Source organism: Paenibacillus sp. D51F (assembly GCF_053345695.1).
Window position 1 is genome coordinate 45836 of record NZ_JBKFAO010000003.1, and the last position, 26503, is coordinate 72338.

General features: G+C 59.3%; 25 protein-coding genes and 3 pseudogenes. 20 read left to right on the forward strand and 8 right to left on the reverse strand.

Annotation, left to right across the window (positions count from 1 at the left end; translation table 11 throughout):
- The first annotated feature begins 19 nt into the window (after positions 1 to 19).
- The 3 genes from ACLBWT_RS06865 (at position 20) to ACLBWT_RS06875 (ending at position 4552) form a co-directional block, all read left to right on the forward strand.
- Positions 20 to 3082, forward strand: a complete 3063-nt coding sequence (locus tag ACLBWT_RS06865) for a histidine kinase (protein WP_447662731.1) — start codon at positions 20 to 22, stop codon at positions 3080 to 3082.
- Positions 3083 to 3085: 3 nt separating this feature from the next.
- Positions 3086 to 4204 carry a response regulator gene (locus ACLBWT_RS06870; protein ID WP_447662300.1) on the forward strand — a complete coding sequence of 373 codons (1119 nt, stop codon included), beginning with the start codon at positions 3086 to 3088 and terminating at the stop codon, positions 4202 to 4204.
- A gap of 93 nt (positions 4205 to 4297) precedes the next feature.
- Complete coding sequence (locus tag ACLBWT_RS06875; protein ID WP_447662301.1) at positions 4298 to 4552, forward strand: hypothetical protein; 255 nt, start codon at positions 4298 to 4300, stop codon at positions 4550 to 4552.
- 149 nt (positions 4553 to 4701) lie between these two features.
- Here the strand turns inward: ACLBWT_RS06875 and ACLBWT_RS06880 are convergent, their stop codons facing one another.
- Positions 4702 to 5598 carry a LysR family transcriptional regulator gene (locus ACLBWT_RS06880; RefSeq protein ID WP_447662302.1) on the reverse strand — a complete coding sequence of 299 codons (897 nt, stop codon included), beginning with the start codon at positions 5596 to 5598 and terminating at the stop codon, positions 4702 to 4704.
- Between the two features lie 152 nt (positions 5599 to 5750).
- Between ACLBWT_RS06880 and ACLBWT_RS06885 the strand changes: the two are divergent.
- The 6 genes and pseudogenes from ACLBWT_RS06885 to ACLBWT_RS06910 form a co-directional block, all read left to right on the forward strand.
- Positions 5751 to 6284: pseudogene (locus tag ACLBWT_RS06885) on the forward strand (acyl-CoA thioesterase); the annotation flags it as partial.
- A gap of 411 nt (positions 6285 to 6695) precedes the next feature.
- Positions 6696 to 7067: a VOC family protein gene (locus ACLBWT_RS06890; RefSeq protein WP_447662303.1), complete on the forward strand. Its 372-nt coding sequence runs from the start codon at positions 6696 to 6698 to the stop codon at positions 7065 to 7067.
- 299 nt (positions 7068 to 7366) lie between these two features.
- On the forward strand, positions 7367 to 7687 hold the full coding sequence (locus tag ACLBWT_RS06895) for a hypothetical protein (protein WP_447662304.1): 321 nt from the start codon (positions 7367 to 7369) through the stop codon (positions 7685 to 7687).
- A gap of 589 nt (positions 7688 to 8276) precedes the next feature.
- Positions 8277 to 9365: an aspartate-semialdehyde dehydrogenase gene (gene asd, locus ACLBWT_RS06900; RefSeq protein ID WP_447662305.1), complete on the forward strand. Its 1089-nt coding sequence runs from the start codon at positions 8277 to 8279 to the stop codon at positions 9363 to 9365.
- A 225-nt stretch (positions 9366 to 9590) separates the two neighbouring features.
- Positions 9591 to 10766: an acyl-CoA dehydrogenase family protein gene (locus tag ACLBWT_RS06905; RefSeq protein ID WP_447662306.1), complete on the forward strand. Its 1176-nt coding sequence runs from the start codon at positions 9591 to 9593 to the stop codon at positions 10764 to 10766.
- A 66-nt stretch (positions 10767 to 10832) separates the two neighbouring features.
- A complete protein-coding gene (locus ACLBWT_RS06910) occupies positions 10833 to 11615 on the forward strand; it encodes a copper homeostasis protein CutC (RefSeq protein ID WP_447662307.1) in 783 nt (260 codons plus the stop codon).
- On the opposite strand, the gene ACLBWT_RS06915 is transcribed toward ACLBWT_RS06910, so the two are convergent.
- Together ACLBWT_RS06915 and ACLBWT_RS06920 are read right to left on the reverse strand one after the other, a co-directional pair.
- Entirely contained in the window at positions 11612 to 12118 is a 507-nt protein-coding gene (locus tag ACLBWT_RS06915; protein ID WP_447662308.1) for an SRPBCC domain-containing protein, read from the reverse strand. The genes ACLBWT_RS06910 and ACLBWT_RS06915 overlap by 4 nt on opposite strands.
- A 90-nt stretch (positions 12119 to 12208) precedes the next feature.
- Positions 12209 to 12562 (reverse strand): ArsR/SmtB family transcription factor, encoded by a 354-nt coding sequence (locus ACLBWT_RS06920; RefSeq protein WP_447662309.1) that lies wholly within the window; start codon positions 12560 to 12562, stop codon positions 12209 to 12211.
- Positions 12563 to 12943: 381 nt separating this feature from the next.
- On the opposite strand from ACLBWT_RS06920, the gene ACLBWT_RS06925 reads away from it, so the two are divergent.
- Positions 12944 to 13894, forward strand: a complete 951-nt coding sequence (locus ACLBWT_RS06925) for a DMT family transporter (RefSeq protein ID WP_447662310.1) — start codon at positions 12944 to 12946, stop codon at positions 13892 to 13894.
- A 145-nt stretch (positions 13895 to 14039) separates the two neighbouring features.
- Here the strand turns inward: ACLBWT_RS06925 and ACLBWT_RS06930 are convergent, their stop codons facing one another.
- Positions 14040 to 15533 carry a long-chain-fatty-acid--CoA ligase gene (locus ACLBWT_RS06930; RefSeq protein ID WP_447662311.1) on the reverse strand — a complete coding sequence of 498 codons (1494 nt, stop codon included), beginning with the start codon at positions 15531 to 15533 and terminating at the stop codon, positions 14040 to 14042.
- A 350-nt stretch (positions 15534 to 15883) separates the two neighbouring features.
- Here ACLBWT_RS06930 and ACLBWT_RS06935 point away from each other — a divergent pair.
- From ACLBWT_RS06935 to ACLBWT_RS06960, 6 genes and pseudogenes are all read left to right on the forward strand, one after another.
- Positions 15884 to 16398: pseudogene (locus ACLBWT_RS06935) on the forward strand (acyl-CoA thioesterase).
- Positions 16399 to 16651: 253 nt separating this feature from the next.
- Positions 16652 to 17290 carry an ABC transporter permease gene (locus tag ACLBWT_RS06940; RefSeq protein ID WP_447662312.1) on the forward strand — a complete coding sequence of 213 codons (639 nt, stop codon included), beginning with the start codon at positions 16652 to 16654 and terminating at the stop codon, positions 17288 to 17290.
- Positions 17291 to 17304: 14 nt separating this feature from the next.
- A complete protein-coding gene (locus tag ACLBWT_RS06945) occupies positions 17305 to 18228 on the forward strand; it encodes an ABC transporter substrate-binding protein (RefSeq protein ID WP_447662313.1) in 924 nt (307 codons plus the stop codon).
- A gap of 18 nt (positions 18229 to 18246) precedes the next feature.
- Positions 18247 to 19284 carry an ABC transporter ATP-binding protein gene (locus ACLBWT_RS06950; protein WP_447662314.1) on the forward strand — a complete coding sequence of 346 codons (1038 nt, stop codon included), beginning with the start codon at positions 18247 to 18249 and terminating at the stop codon, positions 19282 to 19284.
- Positions 19256 to 19888 carry an ABC transporter permease gene (locus ACLBWT_RS06955; protein WP_447662315.1) on the forward strand — a complete coding sequence of 211 codons (633 nt, stop codon included), beginning with the start codon at positions 19256 to 19258 and terminating at the stop codon, positions 19886 to 19888. The genes ACLBWT_RS06950 and ACLBWT_RS06955 overlap by 29 nt, the downstream gene beginning before the upstream one ends.
- A 36-nt stretch (positions 19889 to 19924) precedes the next feature.
- Entirely contained in the window at positions 19925 to 21298 is a 1374-nt protein-coding gene (locus ACLBWT_RS06960) for a dihydrolipoyl dehydrogenase family protein (RefSeq protein ID WP_447662316.1), read from the forward strand.
- 393 nt (positions 21299 to 21691) lie between these two features.
- Here ACLBWT_RS06960 and ACLBWT_RS06965 read toward each other — a convergent pair whose 3' ends face one another.
- Both ACLBWT_RS06965 and ACLBWT_RS06970 read right to left on the reverse strand, forming a co-directional pair.
- The gene (locus ACLBWT_RS06965; protein ID WP_447662317.1) at positions 21692 to 22225 is read right to left on the reverse strand and encodes a cysteine hydrolase family protein; all 534 of its coding nucleotides are present in this window, start codon (positions 22223 to 22225) and stop codon (positions 21692 to 21694) included.
- Positions 22226 to 22452: 227 nt separating this feature from the next.
- Positions 22453 to 22593 (reverse strand): hypothetical protein, encoded by a 141-nt coding sequence (locus ACLBWT_RS06970; protein WP_447662318.1) that lies wholly within the window; start codon positions 22591 to 22593, stop codon positions 22453 to 22455.
- Positions 22594 to 22677: 84 nt separating this feature from the next.
- On the opposite strand from ACLBWT_RS06970, the gene ACLBWT_RS06975 reads away from it, so the two are divergent.
- The gene (locus ACLBWT_RS06975) at positions 22678 to 23277 is read left to right on the forward strand and encodes a dienelactone hydrolase family protein (protein WP_447662319.1); all 600 of its coding nucleotides are present in this window, start codon (positions 22678 to 22680) and stop codon (positions 23275 to 23277) included.
- A 118-nt stretch (positions 23278 to 23395) separates the two neighbouring features.
- Here the strand turns inward: ACLBWT_RS06975 and ACLBWT_RS06980 are convergent, their stop codons facing one another.
- Positions 23396 to 24034, reverse strand: a complete 639-nt coding sequence (locus tag ACLBWT_RS06980) for an NAD(P)-dependent oxidoreductase (RefSeq protein ID WP_447662320.1) — start codon at positions 24032 to 24034, stop codon at positions 23396 to 23398.
- Positions 24035 to 24274: 240 nt separating this feature from the next.
- On the opposite strand from ACLBWT_RS06980, the pseudogene ACLBWT_RS06985 reads away from it, so the two are divergent.
- The 3 genes and pseudogenes from ACLBWT_RS06985 to ACLBWT_RS06995 form a co-directional block, all read left to right on the forward strand.
- Positions 24275 to 24480, forward strand: a pseudogene (locus tag ACLBWT_RS06985) (SUMF1/EgtB/PvdO family nonheme iron enzyme); the annotation flags it as partial.
- 139 nt (positions 24481 to 24619) lie between these two features.
- Positions 24620 to 25315: an RNA polymerase sigma factor gene (locus ACLBWT_RS06990; RefSeq protein WP_447662321.1), complete on the forward strand. Its 696-nt coding sequence runs from the start codon at positions 24620 to 24622 to the stop codon at positions 25313 to 25315.
- Positions 25312 to 26094, forward strand: a complete 783-nt coding sequence (locus ACLBWT_RS06995; protein WP_447662322.1) for a DUF4367 domain-containing protein — start codon at positions 25312 to 25314, stop codon at positions 26092 to 26094. Before ACLBWT_RS06990 ends, ACLBWT_RS06995 begins: the two co-directional genes overlap by 4 nt.
- On the opposite strand, the gene ACLBWT_RS07000 is transcribed toward ACLBWT_RS06995, so the two are convergent.
- The gene (locus ACLBWT_RS07000; protein WP_447662323.1) at positions 26088 to 26393 is read right to left on the reverse strand and encodes a DUF1871 family protein; all 306 of its coding nucleotides are present in this window, start codon (positions 26391 to 26393) and stop codon (positions 26088 to 26090) included. The genes ACLBWT_RS06995 and ACLBWT_RS07000 overlap by 7 nt on opposite strands.
- Positions 26394 to 26503: the final 110 nt, after the last annotated feature.

Here is a 26503-nt window from a genome sequence, read left to right on the forward strand (position 1 = left end):
GGATGGGGGCATTATTTTGATGCGGAAGGTTGTCGGCATCATCTTCCTCGTGGTGTCGCTGAGCATCTGGATTCCGCTCGGCATCAGCTCGGAGCGAGGTTCGGAGCCGAACCGGCTGCGGGCGGAAAAAGGCGTGCTCGATCTGGCGGGCTGGGACGGCTCCGGACGGATCGCGCTGAATGGCGAATGGGAGTTTTATTGGAACGAACTGCTTCCCCCGGGAGCGGCTTCCGAGCAGGGTGCGCCGTCTTGGATGGAAGTGCCGGGCGTATGGAGCGGGGGACAGGCAAGCGGGGAAGAGTGGCCGGCTTACGGGGCGGCGACCTACCGGCTGAGGCTTCTCCATGTGCCGGAGCCTGGCGTCTACGCGCTCAAAAAGACGAATATCCGCTTCGCCAGCGAGATTTACGTCAATGGGAAAAAGGTGCTGACCGACGGCGTGCCCGCGCTGAGCGAGAATGCCTATGTACCTGGCAATTCCCCGGGCCTGGCCGCATTCGAGCTGAAGAGCGGGGAATCGGAGATCGTCGTGCACGCGGCCAACTACGACTATCTCGATTCCGGCATCCCGATGCCGATCTACTTCGGCAAGCAGGAGGCCGTCGGCGCCGCCAACGAGCGGAGCTTGATCGGCGAGTCGGCCATCGCGGTCGTGCTCGCCGTCATCGGCCTTATCCATCTCGTTCTGTTCGCCGCGGTGTGGCTGTACGGGCAGCGGGACTACCCGCTGCTGCTGTTCGGCCTCACATGCTTGTGCCTGACCTTGTTCAACGGCCTCCTCGGAGAGAGGCCGCTTGCCTTGCTGCTGGACGGGCTGCCCTTCCAGGCGATGTACACGATCAAGGACATGAGCTCGCTTGCCGGCTACATCGTCTCCGTCTATCTGCTCCGGCTTCTGCAGGGAAACCGCCCCAACCGGTGGCTGCGCCTGTTCGTGCTGTCGCTGCTGGCCGGCCTCCTGATCTTCCCCTTCCTCAGCATCCGGGCGTATTTGCCGGTCTACCGTGTCGTCATCTTCATCGAGCAATTGCTGATGGTCTGGCTGCTGTGGAGCGCGGCGGCGCATTACGTGCGGGCAGCCCGCGCCAAGAGGTACGAGGCGATGCTGCTGGTGCTGGCGGTGCTGCTGCTGAATCTATATGCTTTAAGCTGCTTCCTGTTCGGCATGTCGCTGCTAGGCTCCCTGCTGCTGGGCCGGATCTATCTCATTCTGTTCAGCCTGGTCGTCTTCCTGATCATCGTCTATCGCTTCTACTCGGCGTTCCGCGAGACGAATCATATGCATAGCAAGCTGCTGCGGCTGGATCGCCAGAAGGACGAGTTCCTCTCGTCGACGACCTATCAGCTGAAGGCGCCGCTGCAGGATATCGTCCACCTGGCCGACAGCGTGGCCAAGAGCATGGCCATCCCGCCGGGATCCGGTCCCGCGCGCAGCCTCGAGCTGATTGCCGGAACGGGGCGCAAGCTCGGGTATCTCGTCCAGGATATGCATGACTTCTCCCGGCTGAAGCATGAGGACATCCAGCCGGAGCTGCGCAACCTCGATTTGAGATCCGCAGTGGAATCGGTGCTTGGGCTGCACCGGTCGCTGCTGGGACGCCGGCCGGTCCTGCTGCTGAATCGGGTAAGGGAAGAGATGGCGGCAGTCTATGCGGACGAGGACCGGCTGGTGCAGATTCTTCATCGTCTGGTCGGACAAGCCGCGTTTCGGGCAGAGGAGGGCAAGATCGAGATCGATGCCGAGGAGCAGGGCGGCTTTGCCATCGTGACGATCGATTTTGTCGGGAAAAGAAAGCCGCAATCCTCCGATGAGCGCTTCGTCTCCGATCCTCCTTTGTCGGGCGAGGACTACGCCGATCTGGCGCTGCTGATCTCTCGCCGCTTGATCGAGCTCCAGGGAGGCCGGGTGCTGCAGCCGGCGGCGGGGGAAGCTGAGCTGCCGTTCCGATTCGCCCTGCAGCTTGAGGCGGAGCATGGCGGCAAGCCGGCCCGAAGGGGAACGGGAGCGAAGGAGCCGGCTGCCGCCGCCCATTTCCTCAAGGCCGCCCGCGATGGCAGGCAGGGTCCGGCCGTGCTCGTGGCCGATCCCGATGCTGCCAGCCTGCATGCGATCTCCCTGCTGCTGGAGCAGGACGGCTATCGGGTAGATGCGGCCCATTCGCTGAAGCAGATGCGGGAGGCGCTCGGCCAGGACCGGGAGCTGTGCCTGGTGCTGCTCAGCGTATCGCTGACGGACAGCAGCGGCTACGAGGCGCTCGAGGGAATCCGGGAGCGCTTCTCGCCTTCCGAGCTTCCCGTTCTGATGCTGACCGGCCGGCGCCGGGAGGAGGACCGCAAGCTCGCCCTCGATCTCGGCGCGAACGATTATGTCGCCAAGCCCTTTCAGGCGGAGGAGCTGCTTGCCAGGGTTCGCAGCCTCATCAAGCTGCGGCAGTCGGTCAAGGAAGCGAGAGAGCGGGAGATCGCCTTCCTGCGCTCTCAGATCAATCCGCATTTCCTGTACAACGCGCTCGGCGCGATCGCGGAGCTATGCGTCGAAGATCCGGCGAAGGCGGAGGAGCTGACGCTGCATCTGTCCGGTTACTTGCGCGGAAGCTTTGACTTCCGGGAGCTGGACTCCTTGTCCACGCTCGGAGCGGAGATGAAGCTCATCGAGGCGTATGCCGCGATCGAGAAAGCCCGCTTCGGCTCCCGGCTGAAGGTGAGTCTCCGCTGCGACGCAGATCCGGGCTTGCGTTTCCCGCCTCTTCTGCTTCAGCCGCTCGTGGAGAACGCCATCCGCCACGGCCTTCTCTCCAGGGGGAGGGGCGGCGAGGTCAAGGTGACGATCTCCGAGCACGAAGGCTTCCTGCATGCGGCGGTGGAGGATGACGGCGCCGGATTCGACGCGGAGGCGATGTCGCTTCGGCTGCAGCAGCCGGAGCGCATCGGCGGAGTCGGGCTGTGGAATGTCAGCGAGCGGCTGCGGCTGCTGTACGGGGAGAAGCTGGACCTAACAAGCCTGACGGGGCAAGGCTCGAGGCTGGCGTTCCGCGTTCCGGTCGCGGCCGGGCCCGCACGCGGCTATGACAAAGGAGGATGAGCGATGCTGCAAGCGATTATCGTGGATGACGAGGAGCTGTCGGTTCGCCGGCTGTCGAGGATTGCGGGCGAGCTCGGCGGCGTGGACATCACCCGCAGCTTCTTCAGTCCGGCGGAAGCCTGCGAGTTCATCCGCAGCCATCCCGTCGACGTCGCCTTTCTCGACATCAACATGCCCGAGATTGACGGGATGGAGCTTGGAGCCCGGCTGAAGCAGCTGCAGCAGTCGCTTGAGGTCGTCTTCGTAACCGGCTACGACCGGTACGCGGTCGATGCCTTCGAGCAGGACGCGGCGGATTATGTCCTCAAGCCGGTCAACGCGGAGCGGCTGGCCAAGACGCTCGAGCGTCTTCAGAAGCGCCTTAGGCCGTCTCGGGAACCGATTCCGCAGCCGAAGCTCGGCGTTCGGCTGTTCGGCGGCATCCGCTTTTTCCGTTGCGACGGTATGGGCACGGAAGCGCCGATCAAGCTGCGCAGCCCCAAGACCGAGGAGCTGTTCGTTTACCTGCTGTGCAAAGGGACCGTCAGCCGGGAGGAAGTCGCCGATACGCTGTGGAAAGGGCTCGATCCGGACAAAGCCGCCAACAACATCAACTCCACGCTCTATGACATCCGCAGGTCGCTCGCAGACGCCGGCCTGGAACCGCTGCTGCAGGCCGGACGCTACGACATCAGAATCGATGCCTCGCAGGTGGACTGCGATCTGTACGAGTACGAACGCATCGTCCAACTGATCCGTGCGGAGCCGTCGCCGGACCTAGGGCGCTTCGACAAGGCGGAGGCCGCGGCGCAAGGCTCGTTCCTGACGGGCAAGCTGTACGAATGGGCGGGCGGGCTGTCGCGGCGCCTGGAGCGGGAGCGGATGGAGCTGCTGGAAGGGAAGGCGAGAATGCTGCTGCGGGACAGCAAGCCTCAGGCCGCCTTTCCGCTGCTCGAGCGCGTGATCGAGCTCGATCCGCTGCGGGAGGATATCCACGTGGAGCTGATCCGCCTCTACATCAGCCTCGGCCGCACCCACGACGCGGCCAGGCAATACCGGGAGCTGGAGGAAAGGCTCGCCCGCGATCTCGGCGCCGCTCCTTCCTGTTCGTTCGCTTCGCTCATGAACGCAGCTCATCTTTAATTCCATCGATAAGCCAGGACTTTAGAGCTAAAGTCCTGGCATTTTTGTGTTCTCTATCGCTTGTTTATTTTTCTTTTATTCCAGTTTACTAGAATGAACTCGGATCATGTCGCCGATCGTGACGCAAGGCATCTCAGCAGCCCGGACGCGTTCGTCAACGGCCGCAGCCGCGTGCTCATCGACGCCGCCATCGCCAGCGCATTGTCGGGCGGTCCGCTGATCGACGAGCAGGGGCGGCTGGCCGGCATCATTTCCGGATCGCTGCGCACGATGGAAGGCATCCATCTGGCGGCCGGCATGTCCGACCTGACGGCGCTGCTGCCGGACGGCTTCCGATCGGCAGACTGAATCGCCGTTTGCCGGTGCGGCCCCGGGGCCTAACGGGAGCCATCCCTCCTAATGTCAATGAGGCCGGAAGCAAGGGCCGCAAGAAGCCTCGGCAACCTTATCGGCCTTCTTGGCCGTTTCTACTCATTCCGCGGGACCGCTTCACGCCATCAGCCCCTGACGTCCTCCAAGCCCGCCCGCATGAACGTGATCCACTCCCGCGCGGCGAAGGACAGGTAGCGCTCCTTCTTCCATATCATATACAGGCGCCATAGGATTGCCGGCTTCACGAGCGGAATGACGCGGAACCGGGCCATGTCCAAGGAACGCGTCACACCTTCGGGCAAGATCGCAATGCCGAAGCGGGCTGCGACCAATTCGACCATGAAGTCCCACTGCGTGCTTTCAAAGGCGACATCGGGCTCGAATCCGGCCTGCCTGCATTGATCCACGATCAGATGATGCAGCGTGAACTCATCCCTGAACAGGATGAAGGACTCCCGTCTTAGCTCCGCAAGCTCAATGCTGGCATGGGAAGCGGCCCAATGCCCGGGATGCACGACCAGATGAAGCTCTTCTTCGATGCAAGGGAGAAGATGAAACTTCTCTTCATTCACGATCGGAAGGATGACAAGCCCGGCATCCAGCTCGCCGTTGTCCACGCCGGCCTCGATCAGCTTGCCCCCGCGCTCCGCCAGCTGCAGGCGGATCTGGGGGTATTTGCTGTGGAAGCCTTCCAGAATGGACGGGAACAAGCGCCCGCCGATCATCGGCGGGATGCCGAGGCGGAGCGTTCCCCTCTTGGCCTGGACGACATCGTCGAGCTCCGCCGTCATATGGTCGAGCGACTTCATGACCTGCTGCGAGGAGCGCAGGATGCTCTCGCCGGCATCGGTCAGCACGATCTGCTTCGAAGACCGGTCGAACAACGTGACGCCGAGCTCCTCCTCCAGCAGACGGACCATTTTGGACAAGGAGGGCTGGGTAATATGAAGCTGCCGAGCCGCTTTCGTAAAGCTGCCTTGCTTCGCGACTTCCATGAAATACGTTAATTGACGGATATCCATGGCTTGCTGGGACACCTGCCTTCCTGAATCATACCTATAGAGAAAACGAATGAAAACAATGCGATATATGTATTTTACCTATATGACAAGGACGTGTACACTATATATCTAGCCCGGACAGACGGGGTTATATACAGAAAGAAGGTACATGCATGATTGCCCAAAAAGAAACCTTGCCTGCAAAGCCGGCGAGCCTCTCATACACCATAAAAGCGTCCATCGTCCTGCCGCCCGACACGAACCATCACGGAACGATTTTCGGCGGCAAGCTGATGGCCTACATCGACGACGTCGCGACCATCGCCGCTACGCGCCATGCCCGCCGTCCCGTCGTGACGGCTTCCACCGACTCCGTCGACTTCCTGCACCCGGTCAAAAAAGGCGATGCCGTCTGCTTGTCCGCCTTCGTAACCTGGGCGCATAAGACGTCGATGGAAATCTTCGTCCGGGTCGTGACGGAAGACCTGCTGACCGGAGAGAGAAAAGTATGCGCCACCTCGTTTCTGACCTTCGTGGCGCTTGGCGACGACGGCAAGCCGACCGAGGTGTCCGCCGTCATACCGGAAACGGTGGAGGAGCAGCGGCTGCATGAAACGGCCTGGGAACGGAAAGAGGCGCGGAAGATCAGAAGGAAGGAAAGCAAGCTGTTCGCCGACGTATTGGGACCTGATTTCAGCTTGAGAAAAACGAAGGAAAAGCTGGAGGAGAACCGCAGCCGGCCGAAGCCGGTCTCGGAGAACAAACAAGCCGCTCCGGCGCAAACCGGCCTGCCGAGCGTAGACGAGCGAGAGGCCGCGGCGATATCCGGCGCGAGAAGCGACTCCGCCCCGCGGATGATGGAAGCCTACGCGAGCGCTTGGGGCAGCGACTGGTAAGCGGCAAGCGCAAAAGGCATCCGTTTTGGAGGCAGAACCGGCACACATGAATAGCGTGGCAAAAAAGCAGCCCAATATGCGGCTGTTTTTTTATTTTTTCACGAAGAGGCAGGATCGCGGGGGCGGGCGTTGAATTGAGGACATGAAGCTGGGGACACCTTAAGCCCATCGGCAATGGCTGCGGAAGCCGAAGCCAATATGAGATTCGGGAGCGTGCAGACGATGATCAATAAAATCGGCCAAGTGATGCTGTATGTCCAAAACCAGGATCAAGCCAAAGCATTCTGGACGGAGAAACTCGGATTTACGGTCGTAGCCGAAGAGAATGGAGAAGGCATGAGATGGTTCGAGGTCGCTCCCAAGGAAGGCGGGACAAGCCTCGTTCTGCACGACAAGGAAGCTATCGCTCGAATGTCGCCTGAAATCAACGTCGGCACGCCGTCGCTGATGTTTTTCTCCGAGGATCTGGAGGGGCTGTACCGGGACTTGGGCGACAAGAAGGTGACGCTCGGAGAGCTCGTGACGCTTCCGTTCGGCAAGGTTTTCAATTTCGCCGATTCCGAAGGCAACTATTTTGCGGTCATGGAAAAGTAAACGCATCCCTTCTAAATCCTCTTCCGAGGTCGGATTGGCATGCCTGTTTGAGCTGCGAGAAAGGTATCTTTCTCGCAGCTCTTTTATTTTTCCGGGAGGTCGAAACTATTGCAGGGCCGAACGGTTCCGAAAGAGGACTTTTCCACAAATGGAGCCGAGTTATTATCCACCATTTAGCGAGGCAGCGAGAGATTCCCTCGTGATCATTACTAATAAATGCTATTATTATTTTTGAATAAGGTATTTCAACCTTATTTTTGTGTATAATTAAACTAATAAACATTAATGAGGTGACTAGTTTGGCTAAACTTTACTCGTCCGATTCTGTAGACAGCTTGATTAATCGTCTGGAAACTCTTAAAAACCATGAATCAAAGAGCCTTGAGTTCGAAAAGCAGCTGTCTGTCGAAGGGAATAGCTCCACGATTGTGCGTGAAGTGAATATTCACGCTTATGAAAGCATTATTGAGATGATTAAAGATCATTTTGAAAAGGCTGAATCGGTCAAGCAGACCCGTTCTCCCCGAAATCCGTCTCTCCCTCGCAACACGGGCGGCCGCAAGCCTGGAAGACCTCGCAAGAATGAGAATGCTGAGGTAGCCGCCGCGAGCGAACAGTGATCGTTTCCTGAGGCACGCTGCCCTGTCAGTGTGCTTTTTTCTTTGATCGATGACAAAATTTTTTATTTACCTTGGCAGGGATAATTTGATACGATAGGTGCAACAATTCAAATGCGATGAAGAGAGAAGTAGGTAAAGCGATTCTTTCCCAGAGAGCTCCGTCCGCTGAAAAGGAGCAAAGGACCCTTTATCGAAAAAAGACTCCGAGCAGCGCGCAGGAACCTGGCTTATCAGGGGATGGCGCGACGGGAGCTCCTGTTACAGAGCTAGAGTATACGCATCTTGTGCCGACCGGCATGGCGATGCCGTACTCGAAGAGGCCGATTGGGCGACCAATCCGGCGAACCTGGGTGGTACCACGAGGATTCCAATCTCGTCCCTGAGACTGAAGCGCAGTCTTGGGGGTGGGATTTTTTTGTTGGCAATAGATGGAGCTTGAAGGATGGGCATCCGGCTTCGGAATGCCCGTCGGTGACAACTCGAGTTTTCAGCCTATCTGGGCAGCAGGCGGTACATCGAGCCGGCGGGCTGAATAGGTAGTAGAAAGAGCGGCATTCATTCATCATACGCAGAGGGGAATGGAATTCGAATGGCAGAGAGAAAACTGAAAGCCGGCATCGTCGGCGGAACGGGCATGGTCGGGCAGCGCTTCGTGCAGCTGCTGGATGGACATCCTTGGTTTGAGGTGACGGCGATCGCGGCAAGCGCCGGGTCGGCGGGCAAGACGTATGAGCAGTCCGTGCAGGGCCGCTGGAAGCTGGAAACTCCGATTCCGGAAGCGGTGAAGGGGATCGTCGTGCAGGACGCGTCCAAGGTGGAGGAGGTCGCCTCCGGCGTGGACTTCATCTTCTGCGCCGTAGACATGAAGAAGAATGAAATCCAGGCGCTGGAGGAAGCCTACGCCAAGGCGGGCGTGCCGGTCATCTCCAACAACTCGGCGCATCGCTGGACGCCGGACATCCCGATGGTGATTCCGGAAATCAATCCGGAGCATATCGAAGTCATCGCGGCCCAGCGCAAGCGTCTCGGCACGGAGACCGGCTTCATCGCGGTCAAGCCGAACTGCTCCATCCAAAGCTATGTGCCGGCTCTTCATGCCTTGCGCGAGTTCAAGCCGACAACGGTCGTCGCCTCGACGTACCAAGCCATCTCCGGCGCGGGCAAGAACTTCACCGATTGGCCGGAGATGCTGGACAACGTGATTCCATACATCGGGGGCGAGGAAGAGAAGAGCGAGCAGGAGCCGCTCCGCATCTGGGGCCGCATCGAGAACGACGAGATCGTCAAGGCCAGTTCGCCGCTGATCACGACGCAGTGCATCCGCGTGCCGGTAGCCGACGGGCATATGGCGACGGTGTTCGCTTCCTTCGAGAAGAAGCCTTCCAAGGAACAAATCCTCGAGCTCTGGAAAACCTACAAAGGCCGTCCGCAGGAGCTTGGCCTCCCGAGCGCGCCGAAGCAGTTCATCACCTACTTCGAGGAAGAGAACCGTCCGCAGACGAAGCTGGACCGCGGCATCGAGGGCGGCATGGGCGTCTCGGCCGGACGTCTGCGCGAGGACTCCGTCTACGATTTCAAGTTCGTCGGCCTCTCGCATAACACGCTGCGCGGAGCGGCAGGCGGCGCGGTTCTGATCGCCGAGCTGCTGAAGGCGGAAGGATATATTCAAGCGAGATAGCTGGTCCCTCCCGAAAGACGGAACATCCGCAATTGCTGACAAGGAGCAAGGCAGCGGCATGAAGAACTTATTTCCTCGGAGATAAGTTCTTTTTTTTGAACAGGGGTCAGGGTATAAGCCTGGTTCCCTATCGGGTAACTATGTTAGGATGTGAATAATTCATGCCCGATACCGTTGACGGGGCATCTTATCTTTCATTAGTTCGCAGGAAAGGCGGCTGAGAATATGACACCATCGATGGATCCCTATATCCGCAATGAACGCGAGGCGGCGATCGCGGAGAGGGCGGACCGGCTTGCCGCCCGGTTTGCTCCCAGAGCGGCGGAGCATGACCGGGAAGGCTCGTTTCCTTTTGAAAACTTCGAGGATTTGAAGAGATCCGGCTACCTGAAGCTGACCGTTCCGGAGGCGTACGGAGGCGAGGAGGCATCCGCCTACGAGCTTGTGCTGTCTCAGGAGCGTCTCGCCCGCGGCGACGGCTCGACGGCGCTGGCCGTCGGCTGGCATGTCCACACGCTGATGAAGCTGAGGCTGTCCCGCTCGTGGCCGGAGCCGCTGTTCGCCAGGCTGTGTCAGGATATCGTCCGGGACGGCATCGTCATCAACGAGCTCGCCAGCGAGCCGGCGACGGGCAGCCCCACCCGGGGAGGCCGGCCGGAGACGACGGCGAGACGGACCGACGGGGGCTGGCTCATCACGGGACGCAAAACCTTCAGCACGCTGAGCCCGATCCTCGAGCGGTTCACCGTGACGGCCGGCTTCGAGGGCAGCGGGAAGGTCGGCTCGTTTCTTGTGCGCAGCGGCCCAGGCGTGCAGGTGGAGGAAACATGGAACACGCTCGGGATGAGGTCGACGGGAAGCCATGACGTTGTGCTGAGCGATGTATTCGTTCCGGACGAGGAGACGATCATCGGCCTGGATTCGGCGTCCCCGGCTGCCCCGTTCGTGCCGACGGAGGCGTCGATGCTCCATATTCCGGCTTGTTATATCGGCATCGCCTGGGCGGCGCGCGACTTCGCGCTGGAATTTGCCCGCAGCCACAAGCCGAATTCCTTGACCGTGCCGATCGCCGAGCTGCCTAACATCAAGCGCCAGCTCGGGCTCATCGAAGCCGACTGGCTCGCCGCCCGCTCGTACCTGTACGGGGTTGCAGACCGCTGGGACCGGGAGGAGGAAGGCCGCGCAGAGCTGAAGACGGAGCTGGGACTCGCCAAATACATCGCCACCAATGCTGCGATCTCCATCGTGGATCAGGCGATGCGGATCGTCGGCGGCTTGAGCCTCTCCCGCAGCTACCCGCTGGAGCGAATGTACCGGGATGTCCGTGCGGGCCTGCATAACCCGCCTATGGACGATATCGTGCTGACCAATCTGGCGAACCGCGCCCTAGCGGAGTCTTGATGTCCGTTATTTGATCAGGCATGGCAAGGCAGGCGGGACCGATAGACAGAAGAGGAGGCGACCAGGATGAAGCTTGAGATCATCGCGACCCGCGTATCGGATGCGGTGCTGGCGGCCAGCGGCGGAGCGGACCGGATCGAGCTCGTGACCGGCATGCTGGAAGGCGGCTTGACGCCGGGACCGGGGCTGATCGAAGAGACCGTCAAAGCGGTGCCGATTCCGGTCAACGTCATGGTGCGGCCGCACAGCTTGTCGTTCGTCTACGACAAGCTCGACCTTCTGGCGATGCGGGCGGACATCCGGATGATCCGCAGGTCGGGAGCGGCGGGAGTCGTCCTTGGCGCCCTGACTCCGGAGGGAACGGTCGACGAGGAAGCGCTGAAGCATCTGCTTGGCGAAGCCGAAGGGCTGGATGTCACCTTCCACCGTGCATTCGACGCCGTCCGCGATCAGCTTGAGGCTTTGGAGATCCTGACCATGCATCCTGCCGTCAACCGCATTCTGACCTCCGGCGGGCAGCCTTCCGCGCTCCAGGGAATGTCCCGGCTGAGGCAGCTCGTACAAGCATCGGCAGGGAGCGGGATCTCGATTTTGGCGGGAAGCGGCTTGACTGTGGACTCGTTGGAAGGCTTACTGCTGGAAACGGGCGTGAACGAGGTTCATTTCGGCTCCGACGTCCGAGAAGGAGGGCATGCCCTCAGGCCGCCTTTGCCGGAGCGGATCTCGGCGATCAAGAAGGTGCTGGCGGCAGCGGGACAGCAGAGGGATTCTGCAGCTTCGGTTCATGCGCAGATAGGCAGCCGACAACGAAAAAAAGCTGCCGGGAACCGGCAGCAGTCCAATCTCTAGGCTTGCGAAGCCACATATTCCTCCAGCCGATCCCATGTCTCCGTGATGCCTTTCTCCATGCCCATTTCGATCACGCTCTTGAGAGCTTCGGCGCTCTCGTAAGCGGAATAGTTCGTCACCTTGGTGCCCCCTTCGACATCCTCGAAGAGCAGCTTTATGCGGCTGGGCGGCATGTCGTTGTTCTCGATTCCGTCGGCGTCGGAGAAGTAATCGATGCCCGTGAATTTCTCGCCGTCCACCACTTCTTCATAGACCGTCTTGCCCCATGATTCCATGCCGAAGAAGTCGCCTTGATTTTTGTCCATGCACGTCATGCAATAATGCCAGCTTCCCCCCGGGCGGAAATCCATCCGGCTTGCGGTCAGCTCCCATCCGCGCGGTCCCCACCAGTGCTTGAGCATTTCGCCGTCGGTGAAAGCTTGGAAGACCAGCTTGCGCGGAGCCGGGAAAACCCGCTCCAGAATAAGGGTATTGCCTTCGGCCTTGAGAGTCATTGTGCTCATTCATATTCCTCCTCTTATCGATTGTCCCTATATGTTCATGCCGGCCATTGCCTTCGCCCGCCCTAACCTTGAGATCGCGAGGGCAAGGTTTTATTTCAGCTTCCGATCGGATTCCTCATCCGAGTTCATGTCCGCTGCCTGCAGCTTCAGCAAATAGTCTTCCAATGCGTCGTATCGCTCTTCCCAAATGCGCCGGTAGCGCTCCAGCCAAGCATCCATCTCCCGAAGAGGCTGCATGCGAAGGCTGTAGCTGCGGCGGTTCGCCTCCGCCGCTACATCTACGAGGCCTGCCTCAAGCAGCACCTTCAAGTGCTTGGAGGCTTGAGGCTGCCGGATCTGAAGCCGCTCAGCGATTTCTCCGACCGTGAACGGCCCTGTCGACAGCAGCTCGACAATCCGTAGACGGCTTGGCTCGCTTAAAGCTCCGAATGTCGTTATGTCCATAGCTGTCTGTTGTCGCCTGGATGCAAGGAAAAGCTCCACTCCGGCACGGCTCTTGCCGATCCAATCATCCGCTCACCCCCTTCCCTTCATCATTGCCGTCCCATGATTTCAATATACCATATAAGGAATATTCCTGTAAAGGAATATTAAAAACATAAAGCCGGACTTCCCTTTAGGAAGCCCGGCTGGATGCCGATACCCGGCTCGCGCCGAACGATCGAAGCCTATGAAAGAGCAAGATAGCGAAAGAGTGGGCATGTTAGGATAGGAAAATATAATGCAGGCCCATAATCAGTTCGCATTTACAAACGGTCCTCCAGCCCTTTTAATAGAAGGACCGTTCTATAGCCATACCGGAATTGCATTGCAGGGGGAGTTCATATGCCAAAATCGCTGTATGCCGCACTCGTCGCTCTGAGCCTGATCTGGGGAGGCTCCTTCTATTTCATCAAGCTTCTGCTCGAAGAGACGGGACCGTGGATGATCGCCTTCCTGCGTTCATCGTTCGGCCTCGTCACCATTACCGCAGTCATGCTGCTGTTGCGCAAGCCGTTCGGGCTTCGCTCCGTGCCCTGGATTCCCATGGCTGTCATGGCTCTCGTCAATACCGCCGTTCCATGGGCGCTCATCGGCTTCAGCGAAACGAGGCTTTCCAGCGGAATGGCGTCGGTTCTGAACGCGACGACCCCTCTGTGGACGATTATCGTCGGCACGCTCTTTTTCCGGATTGCGGCCGGAAGGCTGCAGTGGGCGGGAATGCTTGTGGCCCTCGCGGGGATGATGCTCCTGCTCGGCGTCAATCCGTCCACGATCATCTCCGTCGACGGAATCGGCTTCGCCTGCATGCTGGCGGCGACGCTCTGCTACGGAATCGGCTCGCAGCTGTCCAGGCGCCTGAAAGGCTTGTCGATGTATCAGCTCACCTTCGGAACGCTGTTGTGCTCCGCTGCCGGGAGCGGAATCGCCGCCTTTTCCACAGAGCCTTTTCCGGCTGGAGCCTTCAGCTCAGGTTCGATCATCGGGGCTTTGGTCGGCATCGGCGTATTCGGCTCCGGCATCGCGTACATCATCTTCTACTACCTGATCCAGAAGGGGAGTCCGGAGTTCGCCACGATGGTCACCTATCTCGTGCCGGTCAGCGCCATCGTCTGGGGATACGCGCTGCTCAGCGAGCCTCTTCATTGGAATCTGCTCGCGGGGCTGGCCGTCATTCTCGGCGGCGTGTTCCTCGCTACCCGGGGCGGAAGGCAGAGAGGCGGCGGGAAAGCCCCCTCTGATGCCCGCAGGGAAGACGAATCAAATCCGTTGACGGTTAGCCGCATGAATGATTGAATTCCTGGAAAATGAACGGCATCAAACGGTTGGCCTGCTTAATCGTCTGCATGAATATCCGCAAAAAACGGCAAATCCCGAGGATCTGCCGTTTTTTGCTTTTCATGAAGGGATTCTGCCGGAGCATCGAGCCGGGCATGAAGCGTTACTTTTCCCTCAGAGCCCGCCGGAGCGTTTTGCCGGAGCTGTTCTTCGGCAGCTCCGCCAGGAACTCGACGATCGTCGGAATCTTGTATTTCACAAGCCGGGATTGGCAGAACTCCAAGAGGCTGTCGACCGCAAGCGCATCATCGCTGCGGACGACGAACGCCTTGACCCTCTCGCCGAACACCTCGTCGGGCACGCCGACGACCGCCGCCTCGAATACGGCCGGATGCTGGTAGATGACTTCCTCCACCTCGCGCGGATAAACGTTGAAGCCGCCGACGTTGATCATGTCCTTCTTGCGGTCGACGATAAAGATGTAGCCTTCCTCGTCCATCCAGGCCATGTCGCCTGTGTAGAGCCAGCCGTCCCGGAGCGTCGCCGCCGTCGCTTCCGGCATGCCGAGATAGCCCTGCATGATGTTCGGGCCTTGCGCGATCAGCTCTCCGACCTCGCCGCGCGGCACCTCGCGTCCTTCCGAATCCACGACCTTGTTGATCACGTTCGGGATGTCCACGCCGATGGAGCCTGGCTTGCGGATGCCCCCGAGAGGGTTGAAGGCGGTGACCGGACTGGCTTCGGACAATCCGTAGCCTTCATAGATGACGGTCTGGAACTTCTCCTCGAACTTGTTCAGCACTTCGAGCGGCAGCGAGGCGCCGCCGGAGGAGCAGAGCCGGATGCCTGCGAAGTCTGCGGCCGACGCTCCGGGGAATTGCAGCAGGAAGCTGTACATCGTCGGCACGCCGGAGAATATCGTCGCCCTGTCGTCGCGGATCGTGCGGATGACCTCGGCTGGCTGGAAGCGCGGCATGATGATGAGCGCTGCTCCGACCGCGAGCGGAGCGTTGACGCACACCGTCATGGAGTAGATGTGGAACATCGGCAGCACGACGACGGCGCGGTCCTCATGATCGATCTTGAACATGGAATGGACCGATTCCGCGTTGGTCGCCAAGTTCCGATGGGAGAGCATCGCCCCCTTCGGCTTGCCTGTCGTACCCGAGGTATAGAGGATGACCGCCGTATCGTCATCTTTGATGTAAGCGGATTCAAGATCGCCGCCGCCAGCGCTCAGAAGCTCATCCCAGGACGTGCCGGCTCCGGCGAAGACGACAAGCTTCAGCTCCGGAAGGCGGGGCCGCAGAGCATGGAAGACCGGCTCCAGAGGAGCGGCGGCAATGGCCGCGCGGGCACGGCTGTTGTCCAGCACGTAAGCGATCTCCTCCGGCGTGTAGGTCGGGTTGACCGGCACCGCGACGGCGCCGATGCGCAGGATGCCGTAATAGGCGATGACGAATTCGGGCGAATTGCCGAGGAGAAGCACGACCTTGTCTCCCTTGGCGATTCCGTGGGACGCAAGCCCGGACGCGCACTGCATCACTTGGTCCATCAGCTCGGAATAGCTTGTTTCCCGGCCGCCCCAGACGTAGGCGGGACGCGCGGGATAGCTTGCTGCGCTGTTCTCCAGTATTTCGACCAGACTCCAACTCATGCGCATTCATCTCCTCTTTCAATCGGCTTGGAATGAGAACCGGTGATGTAGGCAAGGATGAATTTATTCAGCATTATATTCTTGAAAGCGATAACAAATCCCTGCCGGCGGCGATGAATTTATTTTCCATTTCATGGATCTCGTTATTGGACGGGAAGCGGCTTGAAATCGGAATGTGATGAAGGTGCATCGAGAAATCGTAGCGAACATGAACATGTAATTCTAATAATTCAACCGCTTTATACTATATTGCTAAAAAGTATAGATCTTTTCCGAACAAAACGGGTACATTCTATTCAATAGAACCGAACAGCTGGGTCATCCAACCAGAGAGCAGGAGGAGAATATCCATGCAGCCATCCAAATTCGTGCGCCAATCCCGCTGCTTCAAGACGGCACGCATCTTTCCGCCGGATATCAACAACCATCAGACGATGTTCGGCGGCAAGCTGATGGCCTATATCGACGATATCGCCTCCATCGCGGCGATGAAGCATTGCCGGATGCCGACCGTGACCGCATCGACGGATTCCGTCGACTTCCTCCATCCGATCCGCCCGACCGACAGCATCACGATGGAGGCCTATGTCGCTTGGTGCGGCCGGTCGTCGATGGAGGTGTTCGTGAAGATCGTCAAGGAGGATCTATGAGCGGGGAGCGGATGGTCGCGGCGACGGCTTTCCTGACGTTCGTGGCCATGGGACCGGACAAGCGTCCGGCGCCGGTGCCCGATATCCTACCGGAGACGGAGGAGGAGAAGAAGCTGTTCGAGTCCGCTCCGGAGAGAGCGGAGATCCGCCGGCGGCGCCGGGAGGAATCCAAGCGTTTTGCCGATTTTCTCGGCGTGGATCATCCTTGGGAATAATTTTTAGTACAACAGACGGGGGAGCCGTTCTTTCCCTTGATTCCGTGCGCTCAAGCCGATGCTGTCGACCCGCAGACCTGTAAGCCGGGCCGGCGGATCCGCGGCATATTTTCACTTCTGTGAACAAAACCAGCCGACCTTCGGCTGGTTTTTTCGTTCGGCGCCGGAAAAAGTTGTCATCCGAGGTCTGATTGGAGGGCCGGTTGGATAGGGTATCTACTATAGATTGTCTTTTAGGGAAGGCGGGGAATGCATGGTTGCGGAAGCATATCGGTACATAACGGAAAACCGGGAGCGGTTTTGGGAAGCCGTGCAGACCCATGTGGCGATCAGCCTGTACGCGCTTCTGATCGCTGCTGCCATCTGCATTCCTCTCGGAATCCTCTGCGCCAAATACAGTCGGCTGACCGCGCCCGTCATGGGCTTGTTCAACTCGCTGCGGGTCATTCCGAGCCTGGCCGTTCTCGTCATCCTGCTCCCGATCCTGGGCACAGGCTTCACGCCTGCGCTCGCCGCGCTCACGCTGCTGGCCTGTCCGCCCATCCTCATCAACACTTATCTCGGCTTCCGCAAGGTCGAGCCCTCTGTGCTGGAGGCGGCGTCCGCCATGGGCATGGGAGCGGGCAGGCTGCTGCGCCGGGTGGAGCTGCCGCTGGCGGCTCCGCTGATGATCTCCGGGCTGAAGACAGCAGCCGTGGAAGTTGTCGCGAGCGCCACTCTCGCCGCGTTCATCGGAGGCGGCGGACTCGGGACGTTCATCATCAACGGGCTGGGCTTGTACAACTTCCCGATGCTGCTGGTCGGGGCTTTGCCGGTCGCGGCGCTGGCTGTCCTCATGGAGCTGGTCCTGTCCGGGCTGGAGCGTTACGCTTCGAGATTTCAACGAATATAGAAGGGGTGTCGGGAATGAATACGAACATGCAGAGGAACAGCCTGGCGAAGAGAGCTTGGATAGGAACGGGGATCGTTCTGATGGGCGCCATGCTGAGCGCCTGCGGCTCAAGCGGCAGCGGCAAGCCGGAGATCGCGGTCGGCTCCAAAAACTTCACGGAATCGCTCGTGCTGGGCGAGATGTACTCGCTGGCGCTGGAGCATGCGGGCTACAAGGTGGACCGCAAGCTGAATCTCGGCGGCACGCTCGTCGCGCATGAAGCGCTCAAGAAGGGCGATATCGACATGTATCCGGAATACACGGGAACGGGCCTCATCAACGTGCTGCAGCTGCCGCCGAAGACGGACGCGCAAGCGGTGTATGACGAGGTATCCAGAGGATACAAGGAGAAGTTCGATCTTGTCTGGCTGAAGCCGACAGAAGCCAACGACTCCCAGGGCCTGGTCACGACCAAGAAAGTCGCCGAGCAGTACAACCTGCATAAGATCTCCGATCTGCCCAAGCTCGCTCCGCAGCTGCGGATGGCTGCCGTTCCCGAGTTCGAGGAGCGGGAGGACGGCTTGAAGGGACTGAATTCCTTCTATGGCAAAATGGATTTCAAAAGCATCAAGCTGTTCGACTACGGCGTGAAGTACCGCGTCATCATGAACGGAGAAGCAGACTTGACGGTCGGCTTCACGACCGACGGAGACCTCACCAATCCCGATCTTGTGCTGCTTGAAGACGACAAGAAATTCTGGCCTCCGTACTTCGTCGCGCCGGTCGTGCGGGGCGAGGTTCTGGAGAAGAACCCCGATGTGGAGAAGGTGCTGGACGACGTCTCCGCCAAGCTGGACAACAAGACGGTGCAGGCGCTGAACGCGCAGGTGGACATCGACAAGAAGGAATACGGTGACGTGGCGAAGGACTTCCTGCAGAAGCAGGGATTGCTCGATTAAGCGGAGGAGGGAATCGCCATGAACGGACTGGCGCTTAGATTCGAAGGGGTGAGCAAGCTGTACCCCGGGGCCGCCGACCCGGCGGTCCGGGACGTCTCGCTTGCCGTGGAGGAAGGCTCGTTCGTCACGCTGCTCGGCACATCCGGCTCAGGCAAGACGACGCTGCTGAAAATGGTGAACCGCATCATCGAGCCGACCTCGGGCAGCATCACGCTGTTCGGGCGGGATATCCGCGAGCGTCCGGCGACGGAGCTCAGGCGCGGCATCGGTTATGTCATCCAGCAGACCGGCCTGTTCCCGCATATGACGGTGGAGCAGAACATCTCGACCGTGCCGGACATTCTCGGCTGGGACAAATCGCGCGTCTCCGCCCGCGTATCGGAGCTCATGGAGCTCGTCCAGCTGCCGGAGGACATGCGCAAGCGATATCCGAGGCAGCTCTCCGGAGGCCAGCAGCAGCGCGTCGGCATCGCCCGGGCGATGGCCGGCGACCCCAAGGTGCTGCTCATGGATGAGCCGTTCGGAGCGCTCGATGCCATCACGCGCAGCTCGCTGCAGGATGAGCTGCTCGCCATCCAGCAGCGGCTCGGCCGCACCGTGCTGTTCGTCACGCATGACGTCAGCGAGGCGTTCAAGCTGGGAGACCGCGTCGTCGTCATGAACGGCGGCCGGATCGAGCAGTCCGGGACGCCGCTGGAGCTGCTGACCCGCCCGGCGACCGATTTCGTGCGCCAGCTGACGGGAGGAGACGATCTGTTCCAGCTGCTGGAGCTGCTGAAGGCGGAGGACCGGATGCTTCCTCTCTCCGCCGGACCGATGCTGCCGGAGTCGGCTCCGTCCGTCCAGCGCACCGACAGCTTGAAGTCGGCGCTGGAGAAGATGCTGAGGCATGGGGCTGTCGAAGCAACCGTGGCAGATGATCATGGAGCAGCGGTGGGCAGGCTGACGCTGGCTCAGCTTCAGCCCCAGTCCCTGGCCCAGACGGAGCTGCCTAGACCGCAGCCGCAGCCTCGGGAGGGGGAAGCCGATGTCGGAGTATTTGCTGAACCATTATGACGATCTGCTGAAAGGCCTCTGGGAGCATCTGCTGCTGTCGGCCTCGGCGCTGGCGATCGCGCTGCTGATCGCGTTGCCGGCAGGCTACTGGCTGTCCCGGCACGGCCGCATCGCCGTTCCTGTCTTGGCGGTGCTTGGAGTCGTGTATGCCATCCCGAGCCTCGGCATGTTCGCTTTGCTGATTCCGCTGCTGGGGCTCGGCAAGCAGCCGGCGCTGGCCGCGCTTGTCCTGTACAGCCAGCTGGTGCTGATCCGCAACGTGATCTCGGGCTTCCGCTCCATCGAACCCGCAGTTCGCGAGTCGGCGTCCGGCGCGGGCTTCGGCCGCTGGCGGCTGTTCATGCGGATCGAGCTGCCGCTCGCGCTGCCCGTCATTCTGGGCGGGGTGCGGATCGCCTCGCTGTCGATCATCGGCATCGCGACGATCGCCGCCTGGATCAATGCGGGAGGGCTCGGCGTCATCTTGTTCGAGGGCCTGTATCAGAACTCCGTGCCCAAAATGGTTTGGGGAACCGTGCTTGTCGCGCTGCTGGCGATCTCGGTCAACCAGCTGCTGCTGGCTCTGGAGCGGAGATCGATCCGGCGGGCGGCAGGAGAAGGTTGATTTTGCGCCGGGAGAAGCGAGGGGAGGAAGGAAATCATGAACACAGGCACGCATGAATACGATCTGGTCGTGGTCGGAAGCGGAACGGCTGGAGCTTCGGCTGCCCATCGCTGCCGGGAGGCGGGGTGGAAGGTCGCCCTAGTCGAGAACCGCCCTCTGGGAGGTACCTGCGCCCTGCGCGGCTGCGATCCGAAGAAGGTGCTGGCCGGCGCGGCGGAGCTGATCGATTGGAACCGCCGGATGAAAGGCAAGGGAGTAACGGGCGATGTCTCCATCTCTTGGCCGGAGCTGATGGCTTTCAAGAACGGCTTTATTGAAGGCGTGCCGGAATCCAGGGAGAAGGAATTCCGCGAAGCGGGCATCGAGGTGTGGCAGGGCACGGCGAAGTTCGCGGCGGAGGACATGATCGAGGTCGGCCATGCCAAGCTGAAAGGCCGCCATATCCTTCTTGCAACGGGAGCGCGGCCAGCCCCGCTCGGAATCGAGGGCGAGGAGCTGCTCGCGACAAGCGACGATTTCCTGGAGCTTAAGGAGCTGCCCAAGGAGATCGTGTTCATCGGCGGCGGCTATATCTCGTTCGAGTTCGCCCATATGGCGGCCCGCGCCGGAGCGAAGGTCCATATCCTGCATCGGGGGAAGAGGCCGCTGACCGGCTTCGATCCGGATCTGGTCGATCGCCTCGTCCAAGCGACGGAGGCGCTCGGCGTCGACATCCATCTGGGAGCGGCGGTACAGTCGGTGACAAGGGAGCCGGGAGGCGGCCTGACGGTCCAAGCCATGAAGGACGGCAAGCTGCTCAAGCTTCCCTGCGGACTTGCCGTGCACGGAGCCGGCCGGGTCGCCAACGTGGATGATCTTGATCTCCGCCAAGGTTCCGTGGAGGGCGGCAGCGCCGGAATCAAGGTCCACCCTTGGCTGCAGAGCGTCAGCAATCCGCGCGTCTACGCGGCCGGCGACTGCGCGGATACCGAAGGTCCTCCGCTGACGCCGATATCCTCGGCGGAGTCTGCCGCCGCGGCCCGCAACATGCTGCAGGGCAGCCGCCAGGAGCCGAACTATAGCGAGGTCCCGACCGTCGTCTTTACGGTGCCCAAGCTGGCTTCGGTGGGCCTCTCGGAGGAGCAGGCGCAGGAGCGGGGCTTGAATGTGACCGTGAACAAGCTGGATGCGGCTTCATGGTACACGTACAAGCGGACCAACGAGCAAGCGGCGATGATGAAGGTCATCCTGGACGCGGATTCCGGCAAAGTGCTGGGCGCCCATCTGCTCGGAAGCACGGCGGACGAGCTGGTGAACCATTTCGCGACCGCGATCCGCTTCGGCTTGACGGGGGAGGACATTTCCTCGATCCTGTTCGCGTACCCGAGCGCGGCGTCGGATCTGACCTATCTCGTCCAAGGAAAAGAATAAGCGGCTCCCGCTGAATGGCAGCAACCGCGTCGAAGCGTCCTTCGGGACGCTTTTTTGCTAGCCGGCAACATTCACGTCGGCCTTGACGGCCGCCGCAGCTGCGCCATTCAGCCTGCGCCGCTGGAGGATGAGCAGGAAAAGGCATCCTGAGAAGCGGAAGGCCGGCGTTGGCGCCGGCTGGAATGACCGGCCGGAAGGACCAGCCGGAAGGATCAGCCAGAAGGGCCAGCCAGAAGGGCCAGCCAGAAGGACCAGTCTGAAGGAACAGCCAGAAGGACCAGCCTGAAGGGGCAGTCTGAAGGACCAGTCTGAAGGAACAGCTGGAGGCGGCTGGTCTTTTTTTGGAGCTGATTCCAGTTGCACTGCGGTGACTCTGTTGGGAGATCGGCTCCGCTATGCGGAGCGGAAATCGACCTCGGAGGCTTCGGGATTGCCCGCGAACGAACGAAACTCATCGTTGTAACGGCCGATGATCTGGATTGCGCTCTCCCCGCCCTGGCCCCAGGTGCTGTGCCCGTCCTTCACGACGGCCACCTCATAGCCCCGGTCATGGGCTCCCTTGGCCGTGGCCGCAATGCACATGTCGGTCTGGAGGCCGGCAATGACCAGACTCCCGACTCCAAGCCGCGTGAGCACCTCCTGCAGGTCCGTGTTCTGGAAAGCGTCGGGGACATGCTTCTGGATCGTCGGCTCCCCAGCTGTCGGCGCGATCCGAGGGTGGATGCCCCATCCGTGGCTGCCGGTCGCCAAAGGATAGCCTTCGTCTTCATTATGCTGGACATAGATGACAGGAGCATGGCTGGCTTTGGCTTTCTCGACGAGGTCTTGAATGCGCTCAAGCAGGCCGGGGCCGTCATGCATCGGTTCGGGCTCCTCGAACATGCCGTTTTGGACATCGATGACCAGCAGGGCTGTATTCGTACTCATGATCCCAACCTCTTTCTATATTTTGGTTTTTTGTCCCTTTTATCTTATAGGAACAAATGTTCTTTTTGCAACAGTGAAATTTAAGAGAGAGGATGAAGAAATCAGGTTCGCTTCCGCTCCGTCGCCTGCCATGGAGATCGTTTTCATTGGATTTAGTTGGAAGGCGTGCTAATCTAGCTCTATCTCTATGGATAGCAATGCGGGACTTGGCGAAGCTCAAAGTCAACTCAGGCACAGCCATGCTCGTTTTCAGCGCTCTTCTTTTCATCCGTATGCGATTGAAATAAGTGGAAGCGCCGCCCGTCAAAGGGCAGCGTTTTTTCTTTGCGGCAGGCCAAGAGCTTGCGGGAAAGCTGCTTGCCAAGCAAGCAGCTTTCCTTGATTCATAGTGCCGCTTCCTTGGGTCCCTGGTTCCTTGGTGAAGCGGCGATAAATGAAGGGGGAAAGAGCCATTGAACGGTAAAACCGTTGTCGTCGTCCTTCACGAAATCTACGGAGTAAACAGCCATATCAAAGAGGCGGCCGCTTCGCTGGAGGCGCAAGGGTACATGACGCTGACGCCGGATCTTCTGGACGGACGGACATTTTCATATGAGGAAGACGAGGAAGCCTATCGCCATTACCATTCCACGGTCGGTGCCGCAGACGCGCGGGATCGGCTTCTTCCCTTGCTGCGCAGGTTAAAGGAGCGGGGCGACCGCGTCCTGCTCGTCGGCTTCAGCGTCGGCGCGTCCGCCGCCTGGCTGTGTGCCGCTGTCGAAGGAGCGGCTGACGGAGCGGTCTGTTACTACGGCTCCCGGATCCGCGAGCACGCCGGCCTGGAGCCCCGTTGTCCCGTGCTCTTGCTGTGGGCGGAGCAGGAGCCAGGTTTCGACGTTCAGGAGCTCAGCGCGTCGATGGCGTGTATGAAGCAGGTGACCAGTCGCATCTTCAAAGCGGAGCATGGGTTCGCGGATCCCGGCTCCCCCCGGTACGACGGCGTCTCGGCATTTGAGGCGGACCGCGAAGCGAGGTCGTTTCTGAAGCAGGCGCCGATTTTTCCGGAGGGTTGAACGGAGAGAGGCGGCATGTTTCTGTCGCATAGTCAAAAAACAAGCCAGCCGGATGTTTCCGGCTGGCTTGGCTGCTGAGCGAGGCCGCGCAGAATCCCCGCCGGCCGTCTCCGTTCCTTTACTCCGCTTCGCCGACGAGCGAGAAGCGCTCGCCGCGATGGGCTGGACTCTCGATCTCATCCACGAGCGCGATCGCGTAATCCGCGTAGCTGATGTAGCTGTCGCCTTTGGCGTTGACCGTCAGGCGGTCGCGGCCTTTCCGATAGGAGCCCGTGCGTCTGCCTTCCGCATGGAAGAAGGCGGCCGGGCTGATGAACGTCCAGTCCACACCTTCCGACTGCTGCAGATCGGTCAGATTCTTTCCTTGATTGGAGGCTGTCGCGTAATATTCCTTGGGGAACTCCGGCGTATCCATCAAGCGGGTCGCATGGGCTTCATCGACGAACAGGCTGCCTGCGCCGCCGACGACGATCAGCCGGGTATCGCTTCCTTTCAGCAGCTCGATCAGCTTTTTGCCTGCTTCGACGTGGAGATGTTCCTGACCGGGAGCGGCGCCGAATGCATTGACGACGACATCGAACGGGCGGAGGTCTTCCGGCTGCAGGTCAAATACTTCCTTTTCCAGCATCAGGAGCGAAAGGTTTTTGACTTTGGATGCGTCCCGCACGATCGCGGTCACCTGATGCCCCCTGTTGGCGGCTTCTTCCGCGATGAGGCTTCCTGCCTTGCCGCTGGCTCCGATAATACCGATTTTCATGCTTGTATCCTCCTCGAATAGGTTCGTATTCCATTATTCCCGACGCCGGATCGACCAAACGCGATCGCATGATGAGGGCGGAGCATGGCTCCTAATGTAGATGTAACCATCATGATTATAACAAGCTGCTTTTGTCCATTTTTTTGTGATCGGGAAAGGACAGGTGCCTCGGATTGAAGTATGATGAAGGCAATCAGGCTTGGGAAGGGGAGAGCAGAGATGGATTCATGCTGCTGCGCAGGAGATTGGTTTGCGCCCGATTACCATCGCCAGACGATGGAGGTCAATCCCTTCTATGCGGAGGCTACCGGCAAAAAATCCATCCGGGGCAATCCTACCTATGCCACCGTTCCTACTGCAACCGGTACCGCGTAGCGGCGCGAAGCTCCAATACGCCGGACAGCTCCATGGGCAATGCCGGCTTCCGGGTGGCGGCGGATTCCTGAGCCGGCCTTCGTAAGCAGGGCTTCCGGCCGAGCCGAATGCCGGTTCCATCTGTACCATTTTAGAAAACCTGTCCACGCGGGCAGGGTTTTTTTGAGTTGGAGAGATTCCATTTCAACCGTCTCGGAAGGTATTCTGTTGATGGACATAGAAGGAAACAAACACGGAAAATGTCGAGATTTCAATTTATTATTCAATAAATCTGGAATTTTTTTCTTCATGGTCAGGCTGACTATTCTTACATGGGGGAACGTGGCAGTAATGGAAAGCAAACTCTTTTTCATCGCTACAGCCGATTTTGTTGCTTTGAACCCGGATCTCCAAAGAGAGATATATAGGGAATATTACAGACTTGTTTATTCTCCTATCATCTACATGGTCAAAGATCATGCGACAGCGGAGGACATCATCCAGATTTCCTTCCTCAAAGTGATCAAAAAAAGGCCGGAGGCGGAAAACGAAGCCAAGCTGAAGGCATGGATTCATGTGGTCGTAAAAAATACGGTTTATGATTTTTTCAAAAAATCCAAAAAAAATCGCAACGAAATGGATTCGGATCATGTTTACATTAACGAAAGCCCCGTTTACGCGACGGAAGCAGGCGACATCGAAAGCCAAATCGAGCTCAAGCTTATGATAGAGGCTCTGGAGAAGTATCTCGAGGATATCAAGCCCGAATACAAATCCTTGATCGAGCTTCGCTGGAAACGGGACCTCAGCTATAAGGAAATCGCCCTCAGGCTGGACACGACGGAAGAAACGGTGAAATACAAGCTTTTCCGGGTGAGAGAAGCGATGAGGAAGAAATTTTTGAAGGAATGGGGGGCAGAAAAATGAAAAGCGACGAAGAGTTCGACCTGTTGTTCGATCGGGCGATAGCCGAGGCCTCCGGCAAGCATGAATTCGTGCCCGATCCGGAGATATCCTGGATGAAGGTCAAGAAGCAGCTTGGACGCAGGGCAAAGAGGCGTTCCCGGATGAAGGTGCTTCCTTACATCGCGGCATCGTTTCTGGTTGGCGCGGTCCTGCTTGGCGGACCCGTCAAATCTCAGGCTTTCCCTTTCTTCCATGCGGTCAAATCCATTCAGGACGATGTCGTGAAGCTGATCTTCGGATCCGGCGGCGACAATGCGGTCGAACCGAAAACGGCGCCCCCTCCGGAGCATTCAGGGCCGGAGGGCAGCACCGATGAGCCGGGCGGCGCAACCGAGCAGCAAAGCTTCCACAGCCTGAAGGATGCGAAAGCCCATGCGGATATGGAGATCCCCGCGATGAACTATGTTCCCGAAGGGTACGAGTTGAAAGAAGCCATGATTCTGAACAGCCAGAAAGGCAAGTCGGAGAGCGCCATTCTGAACTACAGCAATGGCGAAGGGAAGATGCTTACGGTCATGGTACGGAAGGTCAGGGCCGGCGAACAGGTCACGACCGGCGGGGATCTCAACGGCAGGGCGGATTACAAGGAAATCAAGATCGGCGGCAGCAATGCGTATCTCTTTCATTCGGAAAAGGATGGTTTGTCGAGTCTGGAATACATGAAAAGCGAATTGTTCATCTCGATATACGGAGAATTGTCTCCAGAGGAGATCACAAGGATAGCGGAAGAAGCCTACTGAGAGGATAAAGGATTGAAGGTGGAGCCGGGACGAAGCCTGGGCAATAGGCCTTGATGCCTTAACCCTTCAATAATTTTTTGGGCGACGCGGAGAGTGCCTTTGCACTTTTCGTTTTCGCCAAAATGGTTGCTGAAGATGGCGCTGATGCGGAAGGAAAGCTCCTCGGCGGTGATGTTGTCGTGGATGTGGCATACGATCGCTCTCACCTCGTGCTTGTATTCGTCGGGAGGACAGCAATATGATCGCAACAGATTAAAGGGATCCCACTCGTTCACGACGTCTCTAATCAGTTCAAACATACGCAGTCAATCCCCTCTCGCATGGTAACGTTGTAGTCGAATCTTGAAGCGCAGCCTGAATAAGAAAAGCGGAGCCGTCCATTCGAGCTCCGCTTTTTGGTTATGAATAA

Excerpts from the sequence above, each read along its gene's own strand:
- ACLBWT_RS06940 (WP_447662312.1), top strand. The coding sequence starts at position 16,652 with ATGGTTGCGGAAGCATATCGGTACATAACGGAAAACCGGGAGCGGTTT.
- ACLBWT_RS06945 (WP_447662313.1), top strand. The coding sequence starts at position 17,305 with ATGAATACGAACATGCAGAGGAACAGCCTGGCGAAGAGAGCTTGGATA.
- ACLBWT_RS06865 (WP_447662731.1), top strand. The coding sequence starts at position 20 with ATGCGGAAGGTTGTCGGCATCATCTTCCTCGTGGTGTCGCTGAGCATC.
- ACLBWT_RS06960 (WP_447662316.1), top strand. The coding sequence starts at position 19,925 with ATGAACACAGGCACGCATGAATACGATCTGGTCGTGGTCGGAAGCGGA.
- ACLBWT_RS06910 (WP_447662307.1), top strand. The coding sequence starts at position 10,833 with ATGAAGCTTGAGATCATCGCGACCCGCGTATCGGATGCGGTGCTGGCG.
- ACLBWT_RS06990 (WP_447662321.1), top strand. The coding sequence starts at position 24,620 with ATGGACATAGAAGGAAACAAACACGGAAAATGTCGAGATTTCAATTTA.
- ACLBWT_RS06875 (WP_447662301.1), top strand. The coding sequence starts at position 4,298 with ATGAACTCGGATCATGTCGCCGATCGTGACGCAAGGCATCTCAGCAGC.
- ACLBWT_RS06925 (WP_447662310.1), top strand. The coding sequence starts at position 12,944 with ATGCCAAAATCGCTGTATGCCGCACTCGTCGCTCTGAGCCTGATCTGG.
- ACLBWT_RS06890 (WP_447662303.1), top strand. The coding sequence starts at position 6,696 with ATGATCAATAAAATCGGCCAAGTGATGCTGTATGTCCAAAACCAGGAT.
- ACLBWT_RS06980 (WP_447662320.1), bottom strand. The coding sequence starts at position 24,034 with ATGAAAATCGGTATTATCGGAGCCAGCGGCAAGGCAGGAAGCCTCATC.
- ACLBWT_RS06920 (WP_447662309.1), bottom strand. The coding sequence starts at position 12,562 with ATGGACATAACGACATTCGGAGCTTTAAGCGAGCCAAGCCGTCTACGG.
- ACLBWT_RS06955 (WP_447662315.1), top strand. The coding sequence starts at position 19,256 with ATGTCGGAGTATTTGCTGAACCATTATGACGATCTGCTGAAAGGCCTC.
- ACLBWT_RS06965 (WP_447662317.1), bottom strand. The coding sequence starts at position 22,225 with ATGAGTACGAATACAGCCCTGCTGGTCATCGATGTCCAAAACGGCATG.
- ACLBWT_RS07000 (WP_447662323.1), bottom strand. The coding sequence starts at position 26,393 with ATGTTTGAACTGATTAGAGACGTCGTGAACGAGTGGGATCCCTTTAAT.
- ACLBWT_RS06950 (WP_447662314.1), top strand. The coding sequence starts at position 18,247 with ATGAACGGACTGGCGCTTAGATTCGAAGGGGTGAGCAAGCTGTACCCC.
- ACLBWT_RS06880 (WP_447662302.1), bottom strand. The coding sequence starts at position 5,598 with ATGGATATCCGTCAATTAACGTATTTCATGGAAGTCGCGAAGCAAGGC.
- ACLBWT_RS06995 (WP_447662322.1), top strand. The coding sequence starts at position 25,312 with ATGAAAAGCGACGAAGAGTTCGACCTGTTGTTCGATCGGGCGATAGCC.
- asd (WP_447662305.1), top strand. The coding sequence starts at position 8,277 with ATGGCAGAGAGAAAACTGAAAGCCGGCATCGTCGGCGGAACGGGCATG.
- ACLBWT_RS06905 (WP_447662306.1), top strand. The coding sequence starts at position 9,591 with ATGACACCATCGATGGATCCCTATATCCGCAATGAACGCGAGGCGGCG.
- ACLBWT_RS06915 (WP_447662308.1), bottom strand. The coding sequence starts at position 12,118 with ATGAGCACAATGACTCTCAAGGCCGAAGGCAATACCCTTATTCTGGAG.
- ACLBWT_RS06870 (WP_447662300.1), top strand. The coding sequence starts at position 3,086 with ATGCTGCAAGCGATTATCGTGGATGACGAGGAGCTGTCGGTTCGCCGG.
- ACLBWT_RS06930 (WP_447662311.1), bottom strand. The coding sequence starts at position 15,533 with ATGAGTTGGAGTCTGGTCGAAATACTGGAGAACAGCGCAGCAAGCTAT.